Source organism: Nitrospirillum guaranorum (genome assembly GCF_034653275.1).
Lineage (GTDB): Bacteria > Pseudomonadota > Alphaproteobacteria > Azospirillales > Azospirillaceae > Nitrospirillum.
The window spans coordinates 342,041-368,659 of the sequence record NZ_JAYEES010000001.1; the positions used below are offsets into that span (position 1 = coordinate 342,041).

Here is a 26,619-nt window from a genome sequence, read left to right on the forward strand (position 1 = left end):
GCGTGCCGGCACCGGCCACGGAGGTGATGGAGCAGTATGGGCTTGGGGACGATGTCCTGTTGTCGCCGGCGCTGCATGCCCGCATGCACGCCTTCCTGCTGGACTATCGCTTCAAGATCCTGATGGTCTGTCGGCGCAATCGGCGCGGCCTGTTCAACTACATGAGGGAACTCGGCCTGCAGCGGGGCGCCCGTGTCGCCTTGGTGGACGTCGGCTGGCACGGCACAACGCAAGAGGCGTTCGAGACGGCGGTCCGGCCGATGACGCATCTGAACGTACAAGGATATTATTTCTGCCTCGTTGACAGTGCGGACACCACGCGCCGTCGGCAGTCGCATGCCATGCAGGGCTTATTTTCCACCAAAAGCGTCGCCGACAGCGTGGTGAGGCGGCTATATGACAGCCGGGTGCTGGTCGAGTTGTTCTTCACAGCCCCCCACAACTCCATTATTGGGCTGGACGCGAGCCCGGCTGGCGTGCGCTGGTTGGAGGATGCGCGATTTGACTCCAAAGGCGAACTGGCCGCGGCTGCGGCTTCCGTCGCCGAGGGCATGCAAGCCTACGCCCGCGACCAGGTGATGGCGCGTTTGGCGAATTCGGCGATCACCGACAGCAAGGCTCTGCCCCTGGAGAGGGCGTGGCCTTTGGTCGATCTGCTGCAACGTACCAGAAAGCCCGTGAGTGGCACCGTTGCCGCGCTCAAGAACTTCGACAGCTGGGGCGCGACCAGAAACAAGGACGCGCTGCTGCAGGACGCGTTGGCTTAGAGTTTTTCTGACTTTCACTGAAGCACCAGAAAAACTCTAAGCTTCTGTTCTGCCGTGCGTTTCAGGCTTCTGAGGAGTCCATCTGACGCGACCGCGCTAGGAAGGAGCGCGATCAGGTGGAGTCGCCTGATCGTGTAAATCCGCTCCATCAAGAACAGGTTAGGAGCGAGACGCCGCGACGCTGGACACGGCGGTGAAGGGCGCTGCTGCGGAGCTTGGGGGATGGTCCCGGATCGCCTTCGATCACGCGCCCTTGGTTCCAGAGGCAGTCTCTGCCGCGGCCAGGAACAGGTGGTACGGCGTGCTGCCCGGCAGGTCGCGCATGGTGGGCGCGCCGGTCTCGTCCTGCGTCTCGATCCAGCGGCCGCTGGCCAGGTCGAGAAAGGCCGCTTGCAGGTGGGTCATGAGCCGTTGGGCCAGCGCCTCCGCGGCATCGCCGGCACTCGTGCCATGGTGCCGGCGGGCCTGTGACAAGGCCGCCTTGATGGCCTCCGCCACCGGCCAAATACGCCGCGTACGCAGGACGGGCGCGCCTTGGGGATCCATCTGATCCATGATGCCCCCGTCCGGCAGGAAGCCATGCGCCACCGCCTTGTCGAACAGGGCGTCGGCCAGGGGCAGGACGGACGCGTCACCGCCCTGATCGACGTAACGATCCAGCAGCCAAGCCCACTCGAAATGATGGCCAGGCTCGACGATATGCCCGGTGATGGGATCGGGCCGCCAGTCCTGGGTGAAGAACTCGCCCAAGGTATGGGTGGTGGCGTCAAAAAAGCGGGCCTGGAACAGGCGGATGACGGCTGTCGCCTCTGATAGCCAGGCGCTATCGCCGGTGACCTCATGCAGGGCCAACAGGGCTTCCAGCAGGTGCATATGCGGGTTCTGGCGGCGTGTCGCGCCATTGGGGACCCAGTCGGCGCTGGCCCCTTCCGCCAAGCCGCCCCAGCCGCCGTCCGCCAGCGCCGGCATGGCCAGGCGGTCGCGCATCAGCGCCCAGGTCTCTTGCGCCAGCGTCAGGGCGCCGGGGGCGGCGAACGCGGCGTGCGCGTACGCCAAGCCGAACAGGACGAAGGCGTGGCCGTAGAAGTCCTTGGATGCATCCAAGGGCTGGCCGTCGGGCTGCGCCTTGAAGAACCAGCCGCCGTTGCGGTCGTCCCAGAAATGGCGGACCAGGAAGTCGTAGCCGCGTTCGGCGGCGGATTGGCCGCTGCGATCCCCCAACAGCGCGCCATGGGCCAGCACATATAGCTGGCGGGCCTGCACCATGGACCGCTTGTAGCCCAAGGGCAGGGGGCTTTCCGCCGGGTCCAGTCGCTCATGGAACCCGCCATGGGCCGTGTCGGCGAACCGGTCGCGGCACAATGGCAGCAGGCGATCGAAGGCGTAGCTGACGAAGGCGGCGGAAGACGACATGAGGACCTCGGGCTGGGACGGCGTCGCCTTACTGGCGCGGGGGGATCGCCATGGTGAAGGTCAGGGTCACCTGATCGACTGCGCTGGGCACCGCCGCCGCTGGGGCCGGATGAGGGCTGTGCCCGCCTGCCGGCTTGGGTGTCGCCGGTTGCACTTGCGCCACGCCGCGCACCGTCAGCGCCGGCCGTCCCGAGCGGCCTTGCAATTCGTATAACAGCGGTTGGGTGGAGGTCAGCGCCGCGCTGACCTCCAGCGCCTGGATGCGGGCGACCGTTTCCGGTGCTGGCACGCCCGGGGCGTTGGCGGCCGGTGCCACCTTGCTAATCGCGGTGTCCACATGGTCCACCGGGGCGGTGGTGGGGCAGGCGCCCGCCGGTATCCCCGGGGTGTCGCCGGTGCAGGTGAGGTAGCGGGCCAGCAGGATGGCCGCTTCGGCCATCTTCTCGCGGCCTTCGGGCTTCAGCGCGGCCGCCCCGGGCGCGAAGAACTGCGCGGAGGGCAGCGTCAGGATGCCGTTCGCGGCGTCGGCCGCAGCCTCGATATGCCGTGATTCCAAATCCCGGCGCAACGCCTCGACCATGCGGGCGCGCTCGGCCATGATCGTGGCGATGGTCTCCTGGTAGGCTTTTTCCGTCTGCTGATCCTGCGGCTTGGGCGTCTCGTCGATGTTGTACATCGACAGGGCCATCAACATGATCAGGAAGATGAAGACGATGCCGGCCATCAGGTCCGACATGGAAGCGAAGTAGCTCTCCTGGTCGTCCCCGTGTGCCCTGGTTCCCCGTCGCATGGCAGCCTTCCCGTCTTACGACGCCTGGCCGGCTACATCCGGCTGGGGTGCATGGGACAACGGGGGGGTGTGGGGCGGGGGTACCGCGGCCCCGTCCTGCGTCCAATCCCCCATCAGGCGATGGGCAGAGATCAGGGGGAAGCAGAGTTCGATGGCGCGGCATAGGTCGTCCAGCGCCGCCTGAACCTTGCGTTGCCAATGGCGGACAACCATCGACGTCACCAGTGACGCGCCGATGCCGACGACGGAACTGACGAACTTCATGGTGGAGGCGGCCAGTAGCTGGCCCAATGCCTGCCGAGCCTGCGCCAGGTCACCCATCTGCAGACCCTTGCTGGCGAAATACAGGCCGGCCACCAAGCCGAGGAAGGTGAACATCAGCCCCACGCCCACGAAATAGTTGGGCAAGGCGACGTAGAAGCGGAAATCCAGGCCGCGACTTTCCATGGCTTCCATGGAAAAATATTCCTGGGGACGAATGGTGGAATAGGCGCGCCGTTGGGCGCCGTTGCCCGCGTCCAACAATGTGGATTCGAACATGCGCCATTCGTCCATCAGCAGCGGACTGGATTCCATCAGACGCTTCATCGACCCGACCCGGCGGTCGTTCGGTTCCCCCATGATCAGCATGGCGGAACCGGTGATGGTCTTCAGCGTGTCCAGCGTCCGGCGGACCTGGCCCGCCCAGAAGCCGCCCAGCAGGGCGACGCAGGCCACCATCATGCCGGCGGCCAGGACCAGGGCGAATTCCGGCTGACCGAACAAAGCCAGATAAACCGCGGCCAGTGGTTTGGCCAATTCCCGGATGGTCAGGAAAAAGGACGAGGAATCCCCGCCTTGGCTAAGCCTGAACACGAGGACGGCAAGCACGACGGAGATGCCTGCCCAGACGTATTTTCTGACCATGATCGACGGCTGGTTCCGGAATGTCCCTGGGCATGGCCCGGGGGAAGGGATGATGCGAGCGGCGGGCTCAGGCCTCGGCCAGCGACTGCTGGTAGATGTCCGCCACCTCTTTCAGCGGACCGTAAGCGATCACGTTGCCGTTACGCAAGTACAGCCCCTTGTTGCACCACTTCTCCAGCAGCTCAAGGGAATGGGAAGCCAGCACCATCAGGCTGGACCGCTGCACGAAATCTTCCATGCGCTTCTGGGCTTTAGCCAGGAAATGGCTGTCGCCTGCCGCCAGCCACTCGTCCATCAGCAGGATTTCGGGCTCGACACAGGTGGACGCCGCGAAGGCCAGGCGCAACATCATGCCGGCGGAATAGGTGCGCACCGGCATGTCGATGTAGGGCCCCAGTTCGGTGAACTCGACCACCTCCCCGACATGAACCTGCATGTCCTTGGGATGGATGCCCATGTACATGCCGCGCAGCATGATGTTCTCGCGGCCGGTGGCATCCGGGTTCATGCCCATTTGCACGTCCAGCAGCGCGGAAACGCGGCCCTGGGTGTGAAGGGCCCCGCCGGTCGGCTCATAAATCCCGGCCAGGGTCTTGAGCAGTGTCGTCTTGCCCGACCCGTTGGGGCCGATCAGCCCGACGCGGTCGCCCTTGTCGATCGTCAGCGTCAGGTGGTTCAGGGCGCGAACCAGGATGCGATTGGCGGCGTCACGGGCCAGATTGGTGCCCATGGGTGCCGAAAACAGCGCTTTCTTCAGTGAGCGGCCGTTCGCCTGATAGATGGGGAATTCGACCGTGAGGTCTTGCAAATGCAGGGAGGCCATAAATCACACCCAGTAAGCGATCCGGGACCGGAAGCGGCTGAAGAAAACGGCGGTCACCAACAGCCCGCCCACGGTCATGACGCCAACGATCTGCCAGGAATACGGGGCGACCGGTTCGCCCAGCAAAGGCGCACGGATGACATCGATGGCGGCGAACAAGGGATTGAAGTCGCCCACATGTCGATACCTGCCCAGTGTTTCCACGGTCCAGAACACGGGCGTCACGAAGAAGACGACCTGCAGCAGCGCCGCCACGATCGGGGGCACGTCACGGAACCGGGCACTCAGCATGCCCAGCAGGATGCTGATCCAGAAGCCGTTGACACACAAAAGGATGAGGCCCGGAATGACCATCAGCGCATCCCAGCCGATGCCGTGCCCCATCATCAGGAAGACGATGGGGACCAAGACGGCGTTATGGCCCAGGATCAGCAGGTTGCGGAAGACGCTGCGCAGCACATGCACGGTATAAGGCAGGCGAACCTGCTGGATGGCGTGCTGCACCGACATGAAGGCGGAGCAGCCATCGGTGATCACCGAAGAGATGAACTGCCAAATCAGCAGGCCCAGGGTCAGGAAGGGAACATAGCGTTCCGGATCCAGATGGAAGATCTGGGAATAAACGAAGCCCATGGCCGCGATCATGATGGCGGTGCTGAACGTCAGCCACAATGGACCCAACACGGAACCCCGATAGCGCAGCACGATATCCTGCATGGCCATGGCGCGCCAAAGCCAATGCTGGTTCATGCCGCTGGCCAAGTCGCGCAGAGCCAAGCGCCCCCGATTGGGGGTCGCGGGCCTGGCGGTTTGAACGGGGTCTGTCTGGGCGGAAAGCGGCTTACCGGCGACTATCATGGGGAACGCGGCTCCAAAACCAATCTGACCAAGCTCTCAGCACCCAAAGGCGGGTCCCACCGGACTTCTTTATGCTCGCCGGTCGCGACGGAACGTCCGTTTATCGGCGTTGAGGGCGCCATGGCCATAGCTCAGCCGGTCATGCCGTGAAGCAGCCCGGGCACCTTGCCAAAACAATACAAAGCCGAAGGCATAGCCATGAGCATCCTTGTCGTTGACGGGGTACCATAACCCCGTCCCCCTGTTCCATCTTAAAACCTCAGGCCTCCTCGCCGCGGATTGCGGGGCCGAGCAGGCGCCCTATGGCCGTTGGCAATGGTTGAAGCCCCCGGCAAAGTCCTGCCGCATGAGGCAGTGGCAGACTGCACTGTCATAGTGTGGCTATTGTAGGGCGCCCGGTGGGTATCGCGGCAGGCGGGACCCCTATATGGGCATTCACCCTGGCCGCCCAAAGAGAGCCTATAGATTAGGCAAAATGTCGGGTGCCGCCGCCTGGATTATGGGCAGGGCTAATATCCGCCGCGCCCTGCCTTCGTCGCCATTCCTTGCCCATGCGCATCAATTGGAAGTTGGCGTCTTTCTTGCTAGCGACACGCCAAGGCAGGGGTTGGGTGCCGCATCGCGGCAACACTCGCGCATCAAATATGTGCGCTGCGGCAAAATTTCGGGCTGGTCCTCGCTTTCTTGTTGGATTTGAAAGACCTTCGGTAGTAGTGGGGCTGCCGCAAACAAAATCTGCCATGTACCCTCCCCTGGCTGCTCCCAGCCTAGCCTTTTGGGCTGCGGGGGCCGGTGCGACGGGCAACGCAAAAGCAGGTTCGGCAAGGGCCTGGAAAAAGTGAAGGGATCGAGCATGATGAGGGTTGAGAAGGGCCGCGGGCTGAAGTCCGTGCTGCTAGGTATGTCGGCTTTGACCCTGCTGGGTTTGGCCAGCGTGGCGCGGGCCGCCGACGACAATTCCGACAAGCTGGACGAAATCATCGTATCGGCCGAACGCCGGCCGGCGCTGGAGCGTGAGGTGCCGATCGCCGTCACCTCCATCAGCGGTGAAAAGCTGGACGTGCTGAACTCCGGCGGCCAGGACATCCGTTTCCTGGCGGGTCGTGCCCCCAGCCTTCAGGCTGAGTCGTCCTTCGGCCGCACCTATCCGCGCTTCTACATCCGCGGCCTGGGCAACGCCGACTTCGACCCCAACGCCTCCCAGCCGGTGTCGGTCGTGTTCGACGACGTCGCCATGGAAAACCCCATGCTGAAGGCCTTCCCGGTCTTCGACGTCGGCGCCGTGGAAGTGCTGCGCGGCCCCCAGGGCACGCTGTTCGGCAAGAACACCCCCGCGGGCGTGGTCAAGATCGACAGCGCCAAGCCCAGCGACACCTTCGGCGGTTTCGCCGACCTGACCTATGGCACCTATGACACGGTGAACTTCACCGGCGCCGTGGGCGGCCCCATCGTCAAGGATGTGCTGAAGTACCGCGCCTCGGTCAGCCTGCAACGCCGCAACGACTGGGTCCAGAACCAAGACATTTCGACGAAGAACGACACGGACTTCGAGGGCTATCGCGACCTGGCCGGCCGGTTCCAGCTGGAATACACGCCGAACGAGAACCTGGACATCCTGCTGAACGTCCATGGTCGTCAGCTGGACGGCTCCGCCCGTCTGTTCCGCGCCAACATCATCCAGAAGGGCACCAATGACCTGGTTCCGGGCTTCGACATTGAGAAGGCCAACCAGGACGGCGCCAACCCGCAGAAGCTGAACTCCTTCGGCTCCAACCTGCACGTCGTCTACGACGCCGGCCCCGTGACCGTCACCTCGGTCAGCGGCTATGAGCGCGCCAACGTGTTCAGCCGGGGCGACATCGACGGCGGCGTGCCCTCGGACGTGCCGTTCTCGGTGGAGACCGGCGGCTACAACTCCCCGCGCGAGCTGAGCCAGGAACTGCGCTTCGCCTCCAACGACCTGGGCCCCTGGCTGTTGCAGGGCGGCCTATACTATTTCAACTCCTACCTGGCCGGTAAGGACTACGACTACGTCACCGCCGATGGCTCCATCGACAACCAGGTTCGGCACAAGGACCGCAGCGAGACCGACGGCGCCTTCGGCTCGGTGAAGTACAAGGTCACCGACGCCCTGACCCTGGGCGGCGGCGTGCGCTATTCCCACGACAACAAGTCGGTCGAATCCATCCGTGACTTTGGCTTCACCGGTCCGATTTACCTGCGCACCAGCGTCAACGGCGGCAACGCCTCCTGGGACATCTCCGCCGACTACGCCGTCAACAGCGACGTCAACGTCTTCGCCCGCGTGGCCACCGGCTACCTGGCCCCGTCCATCCAGGATCGTATCGCCTTCGCCAACGCCACCTCGTCCGCCAAGGCCGAGACCACCATCTCGTATGAGGCGGGCCTGAAGTCGTCGCTGTTCGACAAGCGCGCCAGCTTCAACCTGACCGGCTACTACTACGACACCAGCGACATGCAGCTGACCGCCGTGGGCGGCGCCAGCAACACCGCTCGCCTGCTGAACGCCGACCATGCCGTGGGCTACGGCGTGGAGGTGGAGCTGGAGGCCAAGCCGGTGGAGCATATGCTGGTCACCTTCGGTGGCAGCTACAACCACACCGAAATCCAGGACCCGAACGTGTCGGTCGCCACCTGCGGCGGCGGCTGCACCGTGACCAACGCGCTGAACGCCCAGGGCAACGCCCTGCTGGACGGCAACCCGTTGCCCGAGGCGCCGGAATGGGTGCTGAACGCCACCTTCCGTTACGGCGTGCCGGTGGGCGCCAACGGCGAGGTGTTCTTCTACACCGACTGGGCCTACCGCAGCGACGTGAACTTCTTCCTGTACAAGTCGACCGAATTCACCGGCAAGTGGTTGCTGGATGGTGGTCTGCGCTTGGGCTACAAGAACGACGCCGGCTATGAGGTCGCGGCCTTCGTCCGCAACGTGTTGGATCAGGTGCGCGTCATCGGCGCCATTGACTTCAACAACCTGACGGGCATGGTCAACGAACCCCGTATCATCGGTGTTCAGGCCAAGTACTCGTTCTAAGACGCGGTCGGGGACGATCCCGGTGGCGGCTACGTCGCCACCGGGTGTCCATGAGACGAGCTGTTCTGGCAAGGGCCCGGCCGTGGCAGCGGCGGGTCCTTGTTCCTATGCGCCCCAACCGCGGGCGGCCATCCCGTGCCTTGGGGGATACCCATGACCCGGTCCATGCTTCGGATCGCCTTCCTGTTCCCGCTGCTGTGCGCGGGTGTCTTCTGTGCCGCCGTGCTGGCGGGTCCCGGCATCGCCGCACCGGCGGCATCGGGCCGGGAAAAGGTCATCATCGATACCGACATCGGTGATGACATCGACGACGCCTTCGCTCTTGCGGCGGCGCTCAACGATCCGCGCCTGGACATCCTGGGCGTCGCGGCGGCCTGGGGCGACACGGGCCTGCGCGTGCGTCAGCTGCAGCGCCTGCTGGCCATCGCTGGCCGCGCCGACGTGCCCGTGGCGCAAGGGCCCGCCACCCCCAACACCACGCCGTACACCCAGAAGCGCTGGGCGGAAGGGCAGGCGGCGCCGGCGGGACCGGTGCCGTCCTCGGTGGATTTCATCCTGGAGCAGGCGCGCCGCTACCCGGGGCAGGTCACGCTCATCTCGCTGGCGCCGCCCAGCACCCTGGGCGCCCTGATCGATCGCGACCCCGCCGGGTTCGCCAAGCTGAAGCGCGTGGTGATGATGGGGGGCTCGGTTTATGCCGGCTATGACGACACTGGCTATGGCCCACTCAAGGGCCCGACGCCGGAATACAACATCTATTCCGATATCCCCTCGGCCAAGAAGCTCTTCACCAGCGGCGTGCCCCTGGTGGTGATGCCGCTCGACAGCACCCGGCTGAAGCTGGACGAGGTGAAGCGCGACCTGCTGTTCGCCGCCGGCACACCCATGACCGACGCCCTGGCCCTGATGTATCACCAGTGGCGCCACCTGAACGGCTGGGGCCAGATCACGCCCACGCTGTTCGACCTGGTGCCCGTGGCCTATGTCCTGGACCCCAAGCTGTGCCCCACCACGCCCCTGCGCCTGGTCGTAGGCGACAAGGGGGAGACGACGCCGACGGCGGGCCCCGCCAACGCCCAGGTCTGCCTGAAGGAGGACAAGGAGGGTATCCTGGACCTGATGATGACCGGCCTGCTGGCCCGGCAGTAGGGGGACATCCCATCATGCGCCGCCTGCTGGCCGCCGCTTTTCTAGGCACGCTGTTGAGTCTGGGCGCGCTGCTGAGCGGCACCGCCGGGGCGCAGGACACCCAAGCGGTGCCCTACGGCAGCTGGAAGCAGCTGATGATCAACGGCCCCGCCTGCCTCACTTGGCGGGAGGCGTGGGAGGGCGGAACGCCGGAGTGCGCGGGCGCCGACTACGAGGCCTGGCTAGCGGATGTCCGCCATTGGCGCCAGGAACGCCGCATCCGCGTCGGCTACGATCCCGCCCGTTATGACGATCCCCGGCTGGCCTGGACCCGCACCAGCTTCGTCCAGACCCAGATGATGGTGGAGGATCGCTATTTCTATGATCCGGTGGCCGGCCGCTATACCGTCGATCGCTATCTGGACGACCTGACGGCCCGCTTCGGCGGTATCGACGCCGTGCTGCTGTGGCCCGACTATCCCAACATGGGCATCGACGACCGCAACCAGCTGGACCAGGTGGCCAATCTGCCGGGCGGCCTGCCGGCGGTGAAGGCCATGGTGGCGGATTTCCACCGCCGGGGCGTGCGCGTGCTGCTGCCCATGATGATGTGGGACCAGGGGACACGGGCGCCCGCCCAGCCCTGGCCGCAAGCCATCGCCGAACTGGCCAAGGAGATCGGCATCGACGGCATAAACGGCGACACCCAGGACGGTGTGCCGCTGGCCTTTTCGCAGGCGGCGGACAAGGCGGGCCATCCCCTGGCCTTCCAGCCGGAAGGGGTGCTGGCGGATGAGGCCGTGGCCTGGGACCTGATGTCCTGGGGCCAATACACCTTCGCGCCGGTGCCCAAGGTCGACCGCTACAAATGGCTGGAGCCCCGGCACATGGTCAACATCTCGGACCGCTGGGCCCGGGACAAGACCGACGACCTTCACTACGCCTTCTTCAACGGCGTCGGCTGGGAAGCATGGGAGAACGTGTGGGGCATCTGGAACGGCATCAGCGCCCGCGATGGCGAGGCGATGCGCCGGGTGGCGACTTTGGAACGGGGCCTGGCCCCCTTCCTGTCCAGCCCGGACTGGCAGCCCTTCTACCCCACCCGTGCCGCCGGCGTGTATGCCAGCCGCTGGCCGGGCGCCGACGGCGGTGCCGCCTGGACCATGGTGAACCGCAACGACCATCCGCTGGACCAGACGGTGTTGGCCGTGCCGGTGGGCGGACCGGCCCTGCGCTATTTCGACCTTTACCACGGCGTGGAGCTGACGCCGCGGCGGGACGGGGATCAGCTGATGCTGTCCTTTCCGCTGGAGGCCCAGGGCTTCGGCGCCGTGTTGGCCCTGCCCGGCGCCCCGGACGCCGCCACCCGCCAGCTGATGGAGCGTATGAAGGCGCTGACGGCCACGGACCTGGCCGGCCTGCCGCGCGTGTGGACACCGCTGTCCCAGCGCCTGGTCGACATCCCGGCCACGCCGCCGGCCGCCACCGCGCCCGAGGGCATGGTGGAAATTCCGGCCGGCGATTTCACCTTCCGCGTCCAGGGGCTGGAGATCGAGGGCGGCACCGCCGCCGGCGTCGACGTCGCCTATCCCTGGGAGGGGGAGGCGCGGCGCCATCACGAGCATCGCCTGGCGCTGCCGCGCTTCTTCATGGACCGCTTCCCCGTGACCAACGCGCAGTTCAAGCGCTTCCTGGATGCCAGCGGCTATCATCCCAAGGACGACCGCAACTTCCTGAAGGATTGGAAGGGTGGTACCTATCCCGCCGGCTGGGACGACCGTCCGGTCACCTGGGTGTCGCTGGAGGACGCGCGCGCCTACGCCGCCTGGGCGGGCAAGCGCCTGCCGCACGAATGGGAATGGCAGTACGCCGCGCAGGGGCGGGGTGGCCGCCGTTATCCTTGGGGCGACACCTGGCGGGATGACGCGGTACCCGTGCCGGAACGGGGCCGCGCCGTGCGGCCGCCCGACGCGGTGGGTGCCCACCCGGCGGGGGCCGGCCCCTTCGGTGTCCAGGATCTGGTGGGCAACGTCTGGCAATGGACGGATGAGTACCAGGACGACCACACCCGCGCCGCCATCCTGCGCGGTGGCAGCCTGTACCAGCCCCAGGGCTCCATCTGGTATTTCCCACAGGCCTACCGCAACGACCAGCACGGCAAGTTGCTGCTGATGGCCCCCTCCCGCGACCGCTCCGCCTTGGTGGGTTTCCGGTGCGTGAAGGACGCGGGCTGACGGTCAGAGCCCAGGGGCGTGGCCCGCGTGCCGCAAGGCGATCCGCTCCAGCGTGCCGTCCGCCGCCAGGCGGTCCAGCCCCGCCTCCAGCCGTTCCCGTACCGCCGGATCCAGGTGGGGGAGAAGACCATGTATTGGTCCTCCACCGCCAGCGGATGGGGCAGGATGCGAACCCGCCCGTCCCAGCCGTTGTTCTGGATGACCTCTGTCAGTCCTGGATTGCGGAAGATGAAGAAGCGGCCCCGGCCGCTCATCAGCTTGCGCAGGTTGGTGTCGCTGTGCGCGGCCCAGGCGTCGATGCTGCGGTCCTCGATGCCGGCGCGGTGCAGCCGCTCCAGAAAGGCGGAGCCGGCGTTGACCAGGATGGTGTCGTGTCCACCCGCCAGCGTCGCGCGCAACTCATCGAAGGTGGCGATCGCGGCCGGGTCGTCGGCGCGCACGGCCAGCACCGTTTCCATGCGGATGACGGCGCGGTGGGAATAGAGTATCCGGGCTTCCCGTTCCGCCGTGCGGTAGTAGCCGCAATCCGTGTCCAGCCGCCCGGCCGCCAGTTCCTGGACCGCCCGGTCATGGGTCAGCCAGTCCGTGGACCATACCAACCGCACGCCGGCCACCTGGCGCGTCAAGGCCAGCAGGATTTCCTCGCACATGCTGGGGGCTTTGGCGTCCGATGGCCCGTGGCGCGGGATGCGCAGCTCCATAACCGGCGTCGGCGGGCCGCTTGGCGCGGGGGATGCGCCTGCGCCGCTCCATGCGTCAACGAGGCATGCGCCAAGAAGGACGGCCGCCGACAGCGCCATGCGCCGCGCCCATCGCCCCATGCCTTTTTTATGTCGGCTTTTATGTCGGCTTCTCCGGTCCACGCGGGCCCCCGTTTCCCACGGATGCCAGTCTACACCCTGGCGTGGCGTTCTTCTAAGCGCGCCTTCGGTCAGGCCATGCCCAGGCGCACGCGGCGGGCCAACGCGTCCAGGTCGGCACGGCGGGCCAGGATGGCGGCGTCCAGGGTCGCCACCACGGTGGCGCAGTCTGGCAGGCTGCGCCGGATGGCCAGTGTCCGCACCACCGTGCCCAGGAAGGGGCGGGGCGTATAGGCCAGGGCGCCGCTCAGGCCGGCGGCGCGGGCCAGATAGCCCATCTGCAATTCGTCGTGGACACAGGCGTCGATGCGGCCGGCGGCCAGCATCTTCAGCACGCTGACCGGATCCGGCACCATCGCCAAGGTTGGGATGGCGGCCATGTGTTCCGTCGCCCAGCCGTTGCCGACGTAGCTGCCCAGGCGGAAGGCCGCCAGCTCTTCCAGGGTGCCAACCGCCTTGAAACGGTCGTCATCGCGACGGTGCCAGATGCCGATGTCGCTGGTCATCACCGGCTGCAGGCAGAACTGGACATAAGCGGCGCGCTCCGCGGAAGGCACGGTGCAGAAGCCGTCCGCCTGGCCCGCCCGCACGGTGGCCTGGGCGCGGCCCCAGGGCATCAGGCTGGTGATCTGGCTAAAGCCGGCGGCCGAGGTCACGACGTCGACATCGTCTTTCAGCAGGCCGGTGGCGTTGCCGTCCGCGTCGGCATAGCTGAAGGGCACCACATTGTCGGCATAGACGAAACGCAAGGGCGGCACCGCCGCGCGGGCGGCGTGGGGGCCCAGGGCCAGGCCCAGCCCAACGGAACCGGCGCCCCGCAACAGCGCGCGGCGGTCGATGATGGTGCCACTCATCTAGCCCCCCGCGTATTCGGTCCTGGGTGATCGAAGGTGCCGGGACGTGCGTTGACTGACGGTCTGGAAACGGATCGGTTCGTATTCCTAATCCGGACAGGCTACACCAGAGGGGCAAGGGGAGAAAGCGCCACCATCGGTCGTGGGGGTGGCGCCCCCGGATCAGCGCACGGCGTCCGTCATCATGCGGACGAAGCCGTCGCGGTCGGCGCGCTTGATGACGCGCATGTTGGGCACCTGGGGCGCCAGATCCGGATCGGCGTCGGCCGCGTCCGGCAGGATGGCGGACGAGACGCTGGAATAGCCGCGCGTCAGCGTGCCGGCCGTCTCCACGTCCACCACGCACTCCTCCGCCTCCAGCACCAGGGCCTCGTTCAGGGCGCAGGCGCAGGTCAAGGCGTCGGGATGGATGCTGCCGTCGATGCGCTGGCGATCGCGCGAGAAGGCCAGGCTGTCGCGGTTCACGCGCGTGAAGAAGCGCGAGACCGGCGTGTCCAGGGCCGCGATGGCGTCCAGTTCGGCGCTGGTGATGACCCCTTCGACCATGGAGCGGGTCCAGGTCAGCAGGCTGGCCTTGAAGCCGGCGTTGACCACGATCTTGGCCGCCTCGGGATCGACGTAGAAGTTGAACTCGGCCGCGCTGGTGACGTTGCCCACGGCGTTGTCGGTACCGCCCATGATCCATAGGTGCTTGGTGGCCTGGACGATCGCCGGCTCCTTCATCACCGCCAGCGCCAGGTTGGTCAGGGGCGCCTGGGCGATGATGGTGACCTCGCCCGGGTGGGCCATGACGGTATCGATGATGGCGTCGACGGCGTGCTTGGCCTCCGGCCGCTGCTTGGCCGGCGGATAGTTGGCGTCGCTCATGCCGTCTTTGCCGAAGACGTAGGCCGCGTCCAGCGGCTTGCGCATCATGGGCAGGCGGGCGCCCGGGTAGACCGGCACCTCGCCGCCGCGGCCCGCGGCCTCCACCGTGTACAGCGCGTTCTCCACGCACTGGTCGAAGGTCACGTTGCCGTGGCAGATGGTGATGGCGTCCAGCGTCACGTTCGGGTTGCGCAGGGCCAGCAGCAGGGAAAAGGCGTCATCGCCGGCGGTATCGGTGTCGATCAGAAGGCGCATGGGCGCGGTCTCGCTTCAAAACTCAATTGGGGGATTTGCCAAGGGACTCGGCGGTGGTTTTAGGGCCGTGGTCCTGGCCCCACAAGCCGCTTTCGGCCTCGGCGGCCACGGCCATCTCGAAATCGTGGAAGTCCGCCTCCAGCCGCCATTGCAGGGCGGCCTTTTGGCTCTGGTCCAGGAAGGTCTGGCAGGAGGCGGATGGGCTCGTGCCGGGATGATCGGCGGCGCAGGATGCCACGAGCCGCCCCGGCGACCCCCACAGGCTGGCGCCGGGTAGGAAGGCATGCTCCAGCCCGTCGCGGGAGAAGGTCTTCAGCGTGGCGTAATCCAGGCCGTAGGTCTCCGCCGCCCGCCCATATTCATGCGTCAGGTCGATGCGCGACACGCCTTCGTCATCGGTGGACAGGGCCAGCGGCACGCCGAAGGCGCGGTAGGTGGTGATGGGGTGGTCGCGGCCGGTCACGCCCAGGATGACGTCGTTGCTGGTCAGGTTGATCTCCACCAGCACGTTCCGGTCGGCCATGGTCTTCAGCACGCGCTGGGCGTCCGTCTCCTGCCCGATATCGACGCCGTGGCCGATGCGCTTGGCGCCCGCCACCTCCACCGCCAGGCGGATGTGGTCGCGCAGATCCTCCGGTGGCACCAGGCCAAGCGCCAGTTCGCCGGCGTGCAGCGACAGGTTGGCCGCCGGCATGCGGCGGCCCAGATAGCCCAGCAGGCGCATCTGCAGGCCATAGTCCTTCAGCGTCACCGGGTTGTCCTCCGGCGCCACCAGGTTGACGCCGACGAAGCGCGGGTCGGCGGCCGTCAGGGCGTAGCCGTACAGGCTTTGCGCGAACACCTGGGGGGCGGGCAGCACGCGGATGACCTGGGCCAGATAGCGGATGGTGACGGCGCAGCCCGGCTGGGCGTCGGCGCTGCCGCAGCGCAGGATCTGGCGCATGCGGGCCTCCGCCGCGTCGGTGTCGGCCTTCGCGGCGGCGATGATGGCCGGCAGGCCAGGTTCCACCCTGGCGCGCCAGGCGTCGAACGTGGCCGTGTCGCCGGGGATGGTGCCCGGGGCCGGCGTGCCCAGCGGGGCGGCCAGGGCCGCCGCCTTGGACATGCCGTTGGACCACATCAGTTCCAGGTACAGCACGTGGCTGGCGGCGGCGCGGTTCGCCGCCTCCGCCAACATCTCGGGCACCCGGGCCTTCAGCGCCGGCTCGAACTTGGCGAAGCTGTCGAAGAAATGGTCGTGCCCGGACTCCGTACCCGCCACGAAGTTGCGCATGGACAGGGCGTTGATCAGCCGGTTGTACAGGCCGACGTCGCGCCGCGCGTCGGCCGCCGGCACCAGGCCACCGGTGCAGGGGGCGGGCTTCAGCACCAGCGCCTTGGGGTCGACGCATGCCGATTCCGCCGCCGCCCAGTCCACCATGTTCTCGGCGTAGATGCCGCCGCTCATATGATTGTGCAGGTCGGCGCCCTTGGGCATGCGGCGCAGGAACATGGCCAACCGCACCGGGTCAGCGCGCAACTGGCGGAACAGCGCGGCCGTCTGGGACTCTGGTGTCAGGGATTCCGGTGTCCGGGGGGCCTCGGCCGGGGCGGGCGCTGACGCCGGCGCGTCGCCACGGCCGCCATCAGCGGCACAGGCGGCCAGCAGCACCAGGCCACCCGCCGCCAGAATGGTACGGATACGCGTCGCCCCTGTGCGCCCCATGCGGGTACGCAGTGCCCCCATGCTCATGCCCCTCGCCCCTTGTCCTTTCATCCGCCCACGGGACAGCCCGCCGCCGGGATGGGTCAGGGTCGGGCCGTCGACGCGTCCAGGGGCGGGGGCCACGGGGCGGATACGCCGTTGCCAGTCCAGGGCATTATGGGTGTTGGCGGCCAGCGGTGCCACCGCCCAAATCCAGGAAGACTTTCAAGCCGGGCGTGGGGTCCCGCCATAGCCGCCGGCTATCAAAACGGGATGTTGAACCTTAACCATTGGCCGTTAAACTTCCGGCTGATCAGGGCGCTTCCGTTCCGGGGCGTCTTTCCAGCCGTCAGGAGAACCCCAGGTGCGCGCCCTTTCCGCCCTCGCCCTTTGCACCCCGCTCGCCGCCTCGCTGCTGCTGTCCCTGCCGGCGGCGGCGCAAACCCCGCCGGCCGACCCCGACAAGAAGGCGGTGATCCAGCAGCAGAAGGAAAATGAGGACGCGGAAAGCCTTTGCCGCGTCATCAAGGACAAGGCCGATTATGACAAGTGCCTGGAGCTGTACTTCCTGGACCAGGACCAGTTCCGCGCCTTCCTGGAGGCGCACAAGCCCAAGCCCGCGCCCAAGGCTTGAGGAGAATGACGCGGCCGCCCCGGTGAACCCGCCGGGGCGGCCGCCATCCCATCGACCGCCTCAGAACTTGTAGCTGACGCGGCCGTAGTAGAACGCCCCGTTGAAGCCGAAGGGCGAGTAGTTGCTGTAGGGATAGATGCCGCTGGTGCTGTTGGCGGCGATGACCTTGTCGGGATAGACGTCGAACACGTTGTCCGCGCCGACGGTAACGCCGATGGCGTCGGTCACCTGATAGCTGATGGCGATGTCGGTGACCCACTTGGCGCCATAGGTCTGGTCCAGCGTCGGGTTACTGCTGTCCAGCGAGGTGGTGCTGCCATAGCGGGTGGTGCGCACCGTGGTCGACAGCTTGTCCCAATCATAGGTCGCCGCCAGGTTCAGCTTGTTCTTGGGCTGGCCCTTCTCGATGCGGCCCTTCTCCGACCGGCCGAAGCGGAAGACCGTGGTGCCCAGGCTGGCCAGCTGCGACGGATTGCCCTCGACCCGCGTCACTTCCGTGTCGTTCAGGTTAAGGCCGGCGGTCAGCGACAGGCTGCCCGCGTCGCCCAGATCGAGGGCGTAACGGCCCACGATATCCACACCCCGGGTGCGGGTGTCGATGGCGTTGGTGAAGAAGCGGCCGCCGCCGATGCCGGTGACGCCGTTGGCCGCCAGCAGCCGCACCACCGCCGCCCCGGTCAGGTTCTCCGACAGCACGATGCGGTCGTCGATGTCGATCTGGTAGAAATCCACAGTGGCATAGAAGTTGTCCGCCGGGCGGAACACCAGGCCGGCGCTGTAGTTGGTGGACTTCTCGGGCTTCAGCGGCTCCGCCCCCAGCGCCTTGGCCGCCGGGTCCGTCACCGGGAAGGTGCGGACGTCATAGGGCACGCTGTTGATGAACACCGTGCTGGTGGCGGAATAGTGCGACTGCGCCAAGGAGGGCGCGCGGAAGCCGGTGCTGATGGCCCCGCGCACGGACAGGGCGGAGATCAGGTCGTATTTGGCCGACAGCTCCCCGTTCGTGGTGTCGCCGAAGTCGCTGTAATGCTCATACCGGCCGGCCAGGTTCACCAGGAAGTCAGGCGTCAGCTTGGTTTCCAGCTCGGCATAGGTGCCGACGCTGCCCCGGCTGTTGGTGCCGGCGTCAGCCGGCTCGAACCCTGGGAAGACCTGGGCGCCGGGGGCGGCCGCCGTGCCCTTGGACGGACCGTCCAGCACCGGCACGCCGCCATTGATATAGCTGGCGGGCTCCCCCGCCTTGATCGTGTAGTCCTCGCGCCGCACCTCGGTGCCCACGGCGATGGACAGCGTGTCGGGCAGGAAGCCGACATGGGCCAGCTTGCGGACGTCCAGGTTGCCCACCAGCTCGTCCGACACCAGCTCGCCGGCCTGGAAGTCGCGCGGGCTGGCCGTGCCCAGCGACACGTTGACGGAATTCTCCACGCCATAGTCGAAGCGGTTGCGGCCGTAATCGACGCTCAGGTCATAGGTCCAGTCGTCGGGCAGGTCGCCGCGCACGCCCACCGTGGTCGACAGATCCAGCTGCTTGGACGTGATGTAGGGCAGGTAGCCGTTGGGCGTCAGGGCCCGCACCGTGCGCACGTCCTGCGCTCGGCGGAAGAAGCCGGCGCTCTGGCCGTCGCGCTGGCCCAGGCTGGCGAAGGCGTAGATTTCCGCCTTGTCGTTCACCGGCAGGCTGGCGTTCAGGAACAGGTTGTATTCCTTGTCCAGCGGATCGCCGAAGCGGCTGTCGTGTCGGTCGAAGGTGGCCTCGCGCGGGTCGCCGGCCGTCAGGTACTGCTGACGCGGGTCATCGCCGGACCGGTCCGTGGGCCGCGACCGGTGCGCCTCCGCCGACAGGGTGACATAGCCGTTGCGGGGCAGGGGCAGGCCGACATTGGCCTCCACCCGACCGGTCTGGCCGTCGCCGGCGCCGTATTCGCCATACTCCACGGCGGCGCTGCCGCCGCTGTCCTGACCCTTCAGGCGGATGTTGATGACGCCGGCGATGGCGTCGGAGCCGTATTGGGCGGCGGCGCCGTCGCGCAGCACCTCGATCTTCTCGATGGCGATGGACGGGATGGTGTTCAGGTCCACGGCGTCGGAGCCGCGGCCCACGCTGCCGTTCAGGTTCAGCACGGCGCTGACGTGCCGGCGCTTGCCGTTGACCAGCACCAGCGTCTGGTCGGGGCTCAGGCCCCGCAGGGTGGCGGGGCGCACATGGTCGGTGCCGTCGGTATTGGCCGGCTGCGGGAAGTTGAAGCTGGGCACCAGGGCGCGCAGCATCTGCGTGGTCTGGACCAGGCCGGTCTTCTCCAGCTCATCCACCGGCAGCACGTCGATGGGCACGGGGGAGGACGCGACGGTGCGATCGCTGCGCCGCGTGCCGGTCACCACCACCTCGTCCAGGTCGCTCAAGGTGGCGTTGCTTTGCGGCGCCGGTTCGGCCGCGTGCGCGGCCCGTACGGCAAAGGGAGCGCCCAGGACCAGCGCCAGCGCGGTGGCGGCCCGGCGGTGCTTGGCCAGGGACGGCCTTGAAAAAACTGTCATGGATTAAGACTCCCAACGGGTCGTCGCCGTCCGCCATCCGTAGGGCGGACAGAAACAACGTTTTTTTTGTGTTCATATTTTTATTCAACACGCACCATTAGCATGGCGCGGATCGTCGCAGTATCGCAAGCACCGACCTGGAACGGTGCGCGGCGGAGGTGCCATGCAGAATTGTATAGATCACGTGGCGTTTGGCCGATCTTCGGCGCGCCTTATTTAACGGTACCACTAATGTGGTATGTAAGCCAAACGTCGCTTGACAGCGGGGGTGGACGCCGATGAGCATGGGGATCAATTTGCGGCCCCCTTGGGCTCACCCCACCGGCGCCGGGTAGGAACACCCATGACGACACGGCCGACCATCGCCATCATCGGCGCGGGCTTCAGCGGTTCTTTGCTGGCCTTGCACCTGCTTTCCCGCGGGGCCGACTGTCCCCGCATCCTGTTGATCGAACGCGCCTCCGACTTCGGGCGGGGGTTGGCCTACGCCACCGGCAACCCCGCCCATCTGCTGAATGTCCGGGCCGGGAACATGAGCGCGTTCCCCGACCAGCCGGAACATTTCCTGGCCTGGCTGCGCCAGCAGGGCGACGCGGTGCCGGGGGCGGCCGGGGCCGGCCCCGCCAGCTTCGTCGCGCGCCAGACCTACGGCCACTACCTCCAAAAGCTGATCTCGGACGCGGCCAAGCAGTCGCGCTCCGCCGGGCGCCTCATCCTGGTGCCGGACACCGCCGTGGCCCTGCGGCATGAGGGCGGGCGCATGGTGGTGCGCCTGGACGTGGGCCGGGAATACAAGCTGGACGCCGCCGTGCTGGCGATCGGCAACTTTCCGCCGCAGCCGCCGCATCTGTTCGATGCCAGTTTCTTCCGTTCCCCCCGCTTCCATCCCGACCCGTGGGCGCCCAGCGTGGCGCGGGACATCGGCGTGCGTGACAGCGTGCTGGTGGTGGGCACCGGCCTGACCATGGTCGACACGGTGCTGTCCCTGCGGGCGCGGGGCCACCAAGGGCAGATCGTGGCGCTGTCGCGCCGTGGCCTGCTGCCCCGCCGGCACACCGATGCCGTGCCCCACGTCGTGCCGCCGCCGCCGGACATGCCCACCTCCCTCTCCCGCGCGCTGGCCCATGTGCGCCACCTGGTGCGGCAGGAACAGGCGGCGGGGCGCGCCTGGCAGCCGGTGATCGACAGCCTGCGCCCGCGCACGGTGGCCTATTGGCAGGCCCTGCCCTTGGGCGAGAAGAAGCGATTCCTGCGCCACCTGCGCCCCTGGTGGGACGTGCACCGCCACCGCTTGGCGCCGGCCGTCGCCACCCAGCTGACGGCCCTGCAGGCCACGGGCGCGCTGATCGTCACCGCCGGCCGGTTGCAGTCCATCGAGGAGGTGCCCGACGCCCCGCAGGGTCGGGTGCGGGTGACCTACCGGCCCCGCAACGAAAGCGGCGACATCACCTTCCCGGTCGACCAGGTCATCAACTGTTCCGGCCCGGCCTGCGATATCCTGCGGGTGACCGATCCGCTGGTGCGCGACCTGCTGGCCCAGGGCACCATCCGTCCCGATCCCCTGCACCTGGGTCTGGACGTGGATAGTGAGGCGCGGGTGCTGGACGCCGGGGGCAAGCCGGTTTCCGGGCTGTACGCCATCGGCCCCGTCACGCGCGGCACCTTCTGGGAAATGACGGCCGTACCCGACATCCGCATGCAGGCCGCCACCCTGGCCCAGCACCTGGGCGCCTACATCGACCGTCACGCCAAGGTGGCGGTGGAGGCCTGAGGCAGAACCTTTCGGCCCCTTGTCGAATTTGGGAAAGATGGACTTATATGAAGCGGCGGTTGGGGATGCCGACGGCCCCGGCCTGCCTTTCCGTCACGAAAGAGTTCATTCATGGGTTGCCAAGCTTGCCGTGACGGTGCGGAGCTATCCTTTGACTTCACAATGGCTTTCCAGCCTATCGTCGATGTCGCCGCCCGCACCGTCTTCGCCTATGAGGCCCTGGTGCGCGGCCCGAATGGTGAGGGCGCGGGCACGGTGCTGGCCGCCGTGGATGCCGACAACCGCTATGCGTTCGACCAGGCTTGCCGGGTCAAGGCCATAGAGCTGGCGGCGGCGCTGGGCCTGCCGGCCACGGGGGCCCGCCTATCCATCAACTTCATGCCGGCGGCGGTCTACCAACCGGAAAATTGCCTGCGCGCCACCGTGCAGACCAGCCGAACCGTGGGCATGCCCTTGGACCGACTGATGTTCGAGGTGACGGAGAATGAACCCGTCAACGACCCGGCCCATCTGTTGGGCATATTCCAGGAATACCGCCGCCGGGGCTTCCTGGCCGCCATCGACGATTTCGGCGCCGGCTACGCCGGGCTCACCTTGCTGGCCAAGTTCCAGCCGGACGTCTTGAAGATCGACATGGAACTGACCCGCGACGTCGCCAACCGTCCCGTCAGCCGCACCATCGTCGCGGCCATCGTTCAGGTTTGCCAGACCCTGGGCATCACCGTCGTGGCGGAAGGGGTGGAGACGGAAGACGAACTGGCCGCCCTGCGCGCGATGGGCATCAATTTGATCCAGGGCTATCTGTTCGGCCGCCCGGCGTTCGAGGCGCTGCCCAAGCCCCTAGGCCTCTAGGCGCGCCAGGAACCGGTCGAAGGACCGGTCCACCGCCTCCCGCCCGCCACCAATGATGTCGCGGCCCCAGGTGTAGCCGTAGACGTCCTCGAACCGCAGGCCGGCCAGACGTTCGCGGATACCCCGCACATCCGCCGCCGTCATGGGCAGGTAGTTGGGGTAGCTGTACATGAAGGTGACGTGGCGGCGGTCCATCACCACCTGCAGCGCGTCGCCGGGGAACAGGGCGCCGCCGGGTCGGGGACCGTCCCGCCAATGCAAGGCGGTGCTGCCGGGGAAATGCCCGCCGCAGCGGATCAGGGTCACCGCGTCCGACAGGGCCAGGCGGTCCCCCTCCCAGAACTCCACCTGCGGCGCCGGGCGCATGACCCAGTCGCGGTCGGCGGCATGCAGCAGGATCGGGACATTCCCGAGCGCCTCGCTCCACGACACCATGGACGCATAGAAATGGGGGTGGGAGATGACGATCCTGTCCACGCCACCCCGCGCCTTCAGCGCCGCCACCCCGTCCTCCGTCACCAGCGGCACGCATTCCCACAGGATGGCGCCGGCGTCGGTGGGCAGCAGCAGGGCGCGCTGGTCGATGGCGAAGGATGGCGTCATGCCCAGCGCGAACAGGCCCGCGTCCTTCTCCAGCCGGTTGCGATGGCGGGCGGCCAGCCCGTCCATGGTGGTCCAGCGCTGACCGCGCCACCCGACATACTGGCGCTCATCCTCGCAGATGGGGCAATGGTCGGGCGGGGTCGTGGCGCTGAATTGGGTGCCGCAGGTCTCGCAGATGGCGTGCATGGCGGTGCTTCCGGTAAGGCCAGGGGCGCTGAGGCCAGGGGCGTTCAGGCCAGGGCGGGGTGGGGGGCGACACCCTGGGCGGCGCACCAAGCCAGATAGGCGGCCCGCGCGCTGGCGCTGTTGGTGGTCCCTGTCACCTGGCCCTGTTCATCCAGATAGTCGATATCCCCCGTCAGGCTGATGTGGATGACGCAGGGTTCATCCCCCACGGTCCGCCAGCTGTCGACATTGCCCGCCGGCTCATGGACGAAGACGCCGGGGCCGATGATCTCCCCCGTCTCGATGATCTCGCGCGATCCCGACAGGGTGTAGGCGTGAACCTCCCCGCTGTGGCGGTGGCGGGGGATGAGGGTGCCGGGCTCCACCCGCAGCTGCAGGTCATAGCCGTCCTCGGCGAAGTGCAAAGGGCGGAACGACAGGCCGGGGCGCAGGGGAACCCAGGCTTGGGCCAGGGCGTCGATGGGATGGGCGGTTGGGGCGCCGGCAGTGGGGGCGTTGACGGTGGGGATCATGACGGTTCCTGCGGTGTTCGGGTTGGTCAGCGGGCTTGGGCGACGGTGCGCTGCGCGGTGGCCAGGGTGATTTCCTCCGGCCCCAGGATGCGGGTGATGCGGCCCTTGGCGTCGATGATGGCCAGGCTGGGCACCTCGCGCACGCCGAAGGCGCGGAACAGATGGCCGTCGGCGTCCAGGGTCAGAGGCAGGGCGCCTGGTACCGGCGTCTTGGGGTTGGCCTGGTAATCGGCCAGGTCCTTGGCCGAGGCCCACAGGCCCGAGGCCACGCCCAGCCAATGGGCCTGGCCCTGGTCGGCCAGGCTGGACGCCACCTCCCGCGCTTGGCGGCAGGCCGCCGCCCTGGCCGGACGGCTGGTGGCCAGATAGGACTCGCACCAGGGGGAAAAGAACAGGACGGCACGGGGCTTGCCGTCGCGGCTGGGGCCGCCCAGGGGGAAGGCCTGGCCGGTGGTGATGCTGGTGGTCAGGCCGGGCAGGATGTCGCCCGGCTTGTAGGTGGCCTCCTGCGGATGGCCAGGGGCGCTGGCGATGCCGGCGGCGCTCCCGCCCTCCGCCAGCGCCGCCTGCAGCGCCTGGTGCAGTTTGTCGTCCGCCAGATGGCCGACGTAGAGGATGCGGCCGTCGCGGCCGATGACCACATGCTGCGGCGTCACCCGCAGGTTCAGGGCGGCGGCCAGGCTGCCGTCATCCACAGCCACCGGCATACGCAGGCCCATCTTCTGGCGGAAGTCGCGCACGGTCGCCGGTTTGTCGTTGAAGCCGGTGTTGACGGCGATGATGGCCATCCTGTCACCCAGCGTCTCGTAATCCGCCTCGAAGCCCGGCATCTGCTCGCGGCAGGGCACGCACCAGGTGGCCCAGAACTTCAGGTAGACCGGCTTCTTGCCGTAGTAAGCGGACAGGTCGATGCGCTCCCCCTCCAGGGTGGTCAGCGTGGCCGCTGGGCCAGGCAGGCCCAGCAGGCCGCTGCCCGCCGCCTCCGCCCGGCCCTGGCCGCTTTCGGCAGTGACGGCTGGCGTGCCGTCCGTGGCGGCCTTGGCGGGGATGGTGGCGGTGGCGAGGGCGGCCATCAGCGGGCCGGCAAGCGAAGGGGTGCGCATCAGGACATTCCTTCAGGATCCGATGGGTCCAGCATGGCGCGAAATTGGATCAAGAACGAGAGCCGATTCGTGGTATTTCTGGTGATCCAATTGGGGACACCGACACCTGATGACCACCGCCCTGCAACTGGGCCTGACGCTGCCGCCGCCCGGCTCCCGCCATGTCCGCCGCGCCCTGCACGACCAGTTGCGCGCCGCCATCCTGGACGGGCGGCTGGCGCCGGGTCTGCCCCTGCCGCCCAGCCGGACGCTGGCGCGGGACCTGGGCTTGTCCCGCACCACGGTGGTGACGGTCTATGACCTGCTGTTGAGCGAGGGGTATGTCGTCGCCCGCACCGGCGCCGGCACCTTCGTCGCCGACACGGGCGCCAAAGCGCAGGCCGGCGCCGCGGCCGGGGGGCCGCCGCCCGGCCCGCCCAGCGGCGTGCGGCTGAACCCGGCGTTGCTGGCGCCCGGTGGTGCCCGCGCACCCACCCTGCCGCCGGAGGTTGCGGTCAATTTCCGCCTGGGGCTGCCGGACACCAGCGACTTCCCCTTCGATATCTGGGGGCGGCTGTACATCCGGGCGCTGCGCGCCTTCGCCCGCGCGCAGCCCGGCTATCGCGAGCCGGCGGGCCGGCCGGCGTTGCGGGCGGCGGTGGCGGGCCACGTCTCTTTCACCCGCGCCGTGGCCTGCCGGGCAGAGGACATCGTCATCACCGCCGGCGCGCAGCAGGCCTTCGACCTGCTGGCCCGCGTGCTGGTGACGCCGGACCGCCCGGTGGTGGCGATGGAGGATCCCGGCTACGCCTCCGCCCGGGGCGCCTTCCTGGCCGCCGGCGCCCAGCTTCATCCCGTGCCGGTGGATGGGGAGGGGCTGGTGGTCGACGCCCTGCCGCCGGACGCGGCCGTGGTCTACGTCACGCCGTCCCACCAGTTCCCCTTGGGCGTGCCCCTGTCGCCCCGGCGGCGCCAGGCGCTGCTGGCCTATGCCGCCGCCCGGGGCGCCGTGATCGTCGAGGACGATTATGACGGGGAATTCCGCTACGGCGGCCGGCCGCTGGACGCGCTGCAGACCCTGGACGGCGGGGCCCGCGTCTTTTATGTCGGCACCTTTTCCAAAAGCCTGTTCCCAGCCCTGCGCCTGGGCTTCATCGCCGCGCCGTCCTGGGCGCGCGATTCTGTGCTGAGGGCCAAGCAGGTGGCCGACTGGCACGCCCCGGTGGTGGAGCAGGACACCCTGGCCGCCTTCATGGCCGAGGGGCACCTGGCCCGCCACGTCCGGCGCATGCGCACCGTTTATGATGAACGGCGGACCGCCCTGCTAGGGGCCTTGGCCGCCCATTGCGGTGACCTGCTGGATCCGGTGCCGGCGGTGGCGGGGCTGCACCTGGCCGTACGCTTCCGCCGGCCGGTGGACGCGGATGCCGTGGTGGCCCAGGCCCTGGCCGTCGGCATCGGGGTGGAGAGCCTGGCCACCTACGCGCTGCGACCCGCGCCAGAGGGGCCCGCCCCGGGGGACGTCGCCGCCGGCCTCGCCTTCGGTTACGGCGGGGTGGGGGTGGACGCCATCGCGCCAGCCGTCAGCCGGCTGGCGGCCATCCTTCGGGGCGCAACGCGGTCCGCAGGCTGAACGCCAGCAGGCCGGCCGACAGCAGCAGGAAGATGGCGGCGTGCGGCTCCAGCCAGGTGCCGGCGATGGCGGCGAAGGCGACACAGCAGCCCATCCACGCCACCAGGCCGGCGGCACAGATCCACGCCAGCGCCTTGTCCGCTGGCCGGCTGCCGCGCAGCAGGTTCAAGGCGCCCAGCAGGATGACCAGGATGCTGGCGCTCAGGGCCCACAGCAGCACCATGGGCTGGTTGCCGTAGGCGTTGAAGGAACCGGCGGTGTGGCCCCCGGCACCCAGGATCAGCAGCACCGCCAACGTGCGGTCGACGATCTTTCCCATC

General features: G+C 67.9%; 22 protein-coding genes. 8 read left to right on the forward strand and 14 right to left on the reverse strand.

Annotated features, from left to right (window positions below):
- The first annotated feature begins 2 nt into the window (after positions 1 to 2).
- The gene (locus UAJ10_RS01230) at positions 3 to 767 is read left to right on the forward strand and encodes a hypothetical protein (RefSeq protein ID WP_322913466.1); all 765 of its coding nucleotides are present in this window, start codon (positions 3 to 5) and stop codon (positions 765 to 767) included.
- 243 nt (positions 768 to 1,010) lie between these two features.
- Here the strand turns inward: UAJ10_RS01230 and UAJ10_RS01235 are convergent, their stop codons facing one another.
- The 5 genes from UAJ10_RS01235 to UAJ10_RS01255 form a co-directional block, all read right to left on the reverse strand.
- A complete protein-coding gene (locus UAJ10_RS01235) occupies positions 1,011 to 2,180 on the reverse strand; it encodes an AGE family epimerase/isomerase (protein ID WP_322913468.1) in 1,170 nt (389 codons plus the stop codon).
- Between the two features lie 28 nt (positions 2,181 to 2,208).
- The gene (locus UAJ10_RS01240) at positions 2,209 to 2,916 is read right to left on the reverse strand and encodes a hypothetical protein (RefSeq protein ID WP_322913469.1); all 708 of its coding nucleotides are present in this window, start codon (positions 2,914 to 2,916) and stop codon (positions 2,209 to 2,211) included.
- A 69-nt stretch (positions 2,917 to 2,985) separates the two neighbouring features.
- Positions 2,986 to 3,840, reverse strand: coding sequence for a hypothetical protein (locus UAJ10_RS01245; protein WP_322913470.1), 855 nt, complete (start codon positions 3,838 to 3,840; stop codon positions 2,986 to 2,988).
- Between the two features lie 103 nt (positions 3,841 to 3,943).
- Complete coding sequence (locus UAJ10_RS01250; RefSeq protein WP_322913472.1) at positions 3,944 to 4,699, reverse strand: ABC transporter ATP-binding protein; 756 nt, start codon at positions 4,697 to 4,699, stop codon at positions 3,944 to 3,946.
- 3 nt (positions 4,700 to 4,702) lie between these two features.
- The gene (locus tag UAJ10_RS01255) at positions 4,703 to 5,476 is read right to left on the reverse strand and encodes an ABC transporter permease (protein WP_322913473.1); all 774 of its coding nucleotides are present in this window, start codon (positions 5,474 to 5,476) and stop codon (positions 4,703 to 4,705) included.
- Between the two features lie 934 nt (positions 5,477 to 6,410).
- Between UAJ10_RS01255 and UAJ10_RS01260 the strand changes: the two genes are divergently transcribed.
- The 3 genes from UAJ10_RS01260 (at position 6,411) to UAJ10_RS01270 (ending at position 11,974) form a co-directional block, all read left to right on the forward strand.
- On the forward strand, positions 6,411 to 8,612 hold the full coding sequence (locus UAJ10_RS01260) for a TonB-dependent receptor (RefSeq protein ID WP_322913474.1): 2,202 nt from the start codon (positions 6,411 to 6,413) through the stop codon (positions 8,610 to 8,612).
- A 153-nt stretch (positions 8,613 to 8,765) separates the two neighbouring features.
- Positions 8,766 to 9,761: a nucleoside hydrolase gene (locus tag UAJ10_RS01265; protein WP_322913476.1), complete on the forward strand. Its 996-nt coding sequence runs from the start codon at positions 8,766 to 8,768 to the stop codon at positions 9,759 to 9,761.
- Positions 9,762 to 9,775: 14 nt separating this feature from the next.
- Entirely contained in the window at positions 9,776 to 11,974 is a 2,199-nt protein-coding gene (locus UAJ10_RS01270) for a formylglycine-generating enzyme family protein (protein WP_322913478.1), read from the forward strand.
- Here UAJ10_RS01270 and UAJ10_RS01275 read toward each other — a convergent pair.
- The 4 genes from UAJ10_RS01275 to UAJ10_RS01290 all read right to left on the reverse strand — a co-directional run bounded on the left by UAJ10_RS01275 (position 11,878) and on the right by UAJ10_RS01290 (position 16,542).
- Complete coding sequence (locus UAJ10_RS01275) at positions 11,878 to 12,675, reverse strand: substrate-binding periplasmic protein (RefSeq protein WP_322913479.1); 798 nt, start codon at positions 12,673 to 12,675, stop codon at positions 11,878 to 11,880. The two genes, UAJ10_RS01270 and UAJ10_RS01275, sit on opposite strands and share 97 nt — an antisense overlap.
- 230 nt (positions 12,676 to 12,905) lie before the next feature.
- Entirely contained in the window at positions 12,906 to 13,688 is a 783-nt protein-coding gene (locus UAJ10_RS01280) for a substrate-binding periplasmic protein (protein WP_322913481.1), read from the reverse strand.
- A gap of 162 nt (positions 13,689 to 13,850) precedes the next feature.
- Complete coding sequence (locus UAJ10_RS01285) at positions 13,851 to 14,810, reverse strand: nucleoside hydrolase (RefSeq protein ID WP_322913483.1); 960 nt, start codon at positions 14,808 to 14,810, stop codon at positions 13,851 to 13,853.
- A gap of 22 nt (positions 14,811 to 14,832) precedes the next feature.
- Positions 14,833 to 16,542 carry an adenosine deaminase gene (locus UAJ10_RS01290; protein ID WP_322913485.1) on the reverse strand — a complete coding sequence of 570 codons (1,710 nt, stop codon included), beginning with the start codon at positions 16,540 to 16,542 and terminating at the stop codon, positions 14,833 to 14,835.
- 316 nt (positions 16,543 to 16,858) lie between these two features.
- Between UAJ10_RS01290 and UAJ10_RS01295 the strand changes: the two genes are divergently transcribed.
- Entirely contained in the window at positions 16,859 to 17,128 is a 270-nt protein-coding gene (locus UAJ10_RS01295) for a hypothetical protein (RefSeq protein ID WP_322913487.1), read from the forward strand.
- Positions 17,129 to 17,188: 60 nt separating this feature from the next.
- Here the strand turns inward: UAJ10_RS01295 and UAJ10_RS01300 are convergent, their stop codons facing one another.
- Positions 17,189 to 19,660, reverse strand: a complete 2,472-nt coding sequence (locus tag UAJ10_RS01300) for a TonB-dependent receptor plug domain-containing protein (RefSeq protein ID WP_322913489.1) — start codon at positions 19,658 to 19,660, stop codon at positions 17,189 to 17,191.
- A gap of 343 nt (positions 19,661 to 20,003) precedes the next feature.
- Here UAJ10_RS01300 and UAJ10_RS01305 point away from each other — a divergent pair, with 343 nt between their 5' ends.
- Both UAJ10_RS01305 and UAJ10_RS01310 read left to right on the forward strand, forming a co-directional pair.
- Entirely contained in the window at positions 20,004 to 21,431 is a 1,428-nt protein-coding gene (locus UAJ10_RS01305; RefSeq protein ID WP_322913491.1) for an FAD/NAD(P)-binding protein, read from the forward strand.
- Between the two features lie 162 nt (positions 21,432 to 21,593).
- A complete protein-coding gene (locus UAJ10_RS01310; protein WP_322913493.1) occupies positions 21,594 to 22,283 on the forward strand; it encodes an EAL domain-containing protein in 690 nt (229 codons plus the stop codon).
- On the opposite strand, the gene UAJ10_RS01315 is transcribed toward UAJ10_RS01310, so the two are convergent.
- From UAJ10_RS01315 to UAJ10_RS01325, 3 genes are read right to left on the reverse strand one after another with little or no spacing between them, the layout of a single operon-like run.
- A complete protein-coding gene (locus tag UAJ10_RS01315) occupies positions 22,272 to 23,072 on the reverse strand; it encodes an MBL fold metallo-hydrolase (protein ID WP_322913495.1) in 801 nt (266 codons plus the stop codon). The two genes, UAJ10_RS01310 and UAJ10_RS01315, sit on opposite strands and share 12 nt — an antisense overlap.
- 44 nt (positions 23,073 to 23,116) lie before the next feature.
- Positions 23,117 to 23,584, reverse strand: a complete 468-nt coding sequence (locus UAJ10_RS01320; RefSeq protein ID WP_322913497.1) for a cupin domain-containing protein — start codon at positions 23,582 to 23,584, stop codon at positions 23,117 to 23,119.
- A 26-nt stretch (positions 23,585 to 23,610) separates the two neighbouring features.
- Positions 23,611 to 24,687, reverse strand: coding sequence for a redoxin domain-containing protein (locus UAJ10_RS01325; protein ID WP_322913499.1), 1,077 nt, complete (start codon positions 24,685 to 24,687; stop codon positions 23,611 to 23,613).
- A gap of 109 nt (positions 24,688 to 24,796) precedes the next feature.
- Here UAJ10_RS01325 and pdxR point away from each other — a divergent pair, with 109 nt between their 5' ends.
- The gene (gene pdxR, locus UAJ10_RS01330; RefSeq protein ID WP_322913501.1) at positions 24,797 to 26,299 is read left to right on the forward strand and encodes a MocR-like pyridoxine biosynthesis transcription factor PdxR; all 1,503 of its coding nucleotides are present in this window, start codon (positions 24,797 to 24,799) and stop codon (positions 26,297 to 26,299) included.
- Here the strand turns inward: pdxR and UAJ10_RS01335 are convergent.
- Positions 26,250 to 26,618 (reverse strand): hypothetical protein, encoded by a 369-nt coding sequence (locus UAJ10_RS01335; protein WP_322913503.1) that lies wholly within the window; start codon positions 26,616 to 26,618, stop codon positions 26,250 to 26,252. The genes pdxR and UAJ10_RS01335 overlap by 50 nt on opposite strands.
- Position 26,619: the final 1 nt, after the last annotated feature.

Bases quoted from the DNA above. Each gene is read 5' to 3' on its own strand.
- pdxR (WP_322913501.1), top strand. From the start codon at position 24,797: ATGACCACCGCCCTGCAACTGGGCCTGACGCTGCCGCCGCCCGGCTCC.
- UAJ10_RS01290 (WP_322913485.1), bottom strand. From the start codon at position 16,542: ATGAGCATGGGGGCACTGCGTACCCGCATGGGGCGCACAGGGGCGACG.
- UAJ10_RS01265 (WP_322913476.1), top strand. From the start codon at position 8,766: ATGACCCGGTCCATGCTTCGGATCGCCTTCCTGTTCCCGCTGCTGTGC.
- UAJ10_RS01320 (WP_322913497.1), bottom strand. From the start codon at position 23,584: ATGATCCCCACCGTCAACGCCCCCACTGCCGGCGCCCCAACCGCCCAT.
- UAJ10_RS01240 (WP_322913469.1), bottom strand. From the start codon at position 2,916: ATGTCGGACCTGATGGCCGGCATCGTCTTCATCTTCCTGATCATGTTG.
- UAJ10_RS01305 (WP_322913491.1), top strand. From the start codon at position 20,004: ATGACGACACGGCCGACCATCGCCATCATCGGCGCGGGCTTCAGCGGT.
- UAJ10_RS01235 (WP_322913468.1), bottom strand. From the start codon at position 2,180: ATGTCGTCTTCCGCCGCCTTCGTCAGCTACGCCTTCGATCGCCTGCTG.
- UAJ10_RS01310 (WP_322913493.1), top strand. From the start codon at position 21,594: ATGGCTTTCCAGCCTATCGTCGATGTCGCCGCCCGCACCGTCTTCGCC.
- UAJ10_RS01260 (WP_322913474.1), top strand. From the start codon at position 6,411: ATGATGAGGGTTGAGAAGGGCCGCGGGCTGAAGTCCGTGCTGCTAGGT.
- UAJ10_RS01300 (WP_322913489.1), bottom strand. From the start codon at position 19,660: ATGACAGTTTTTTCAAGGCCGTCCCTGGCCAAGCACCGCCGGGCCGCC.
- UAJ10_RS01325 (WP_322913499.1), bottom strand. From the start codon at position 24,687: ATGCGCACCCCTTCGCTTGCCGGCCCGCTGATGGCCGCCCTCGCCACC.
- UAJ10_RS01250 (WP_322913472.1), bottom strand. From the start codon at position 4,699: ATGGCCTCCCTGCATTTGCAAGACCTCACGGTCGAATTCCCCATCTAT.
- UAJ10_RS01270 (WP_322913478.1), top strand. From the start codon at position 9,776: ATGCGCCGCCTGCTGGCCGCCGCTTTTCTAGGCACGCTGTTGAGTCTG.
- UAJ10_RS01315 (WP_322913495.1), bottom strand. From the start codon at position 23,072: ATGCACGCCATCTGCGAGACCTGCGGCACCCAATTCAGCGCCACGACC.
- UAJ10_RS01335 (WP_322913503.1), bottom strand. From the start codon at position 26,618: ATGGGAAAGATCGTCGACCGCACGTTGGCGGTGCTGCTGATCCTGGGT.
- UAJ10_RS01285 (WP_322913483.1), bottom strand. From the start codon at position 14,810: ATGCGCCTTCTGATCGACACCGATACCGCCGGCGATGACGCCTTTTCC.
- UAJ10_RS01280 (WP_322913481.1), bottom strand. From the start codon at position 13,688: ATGAGTGGCACCATCATCGACCGCCGCGCGCTGTTGCGGGGCGCCGGT.
- UAJ10_RS01275 (WP_322913479.1), bottom strand. From the start codon at position 12,675: ATGGAGCTGCGCATCCCGCGCCACGGGCCATCGGACGCCAAAGCCCCC.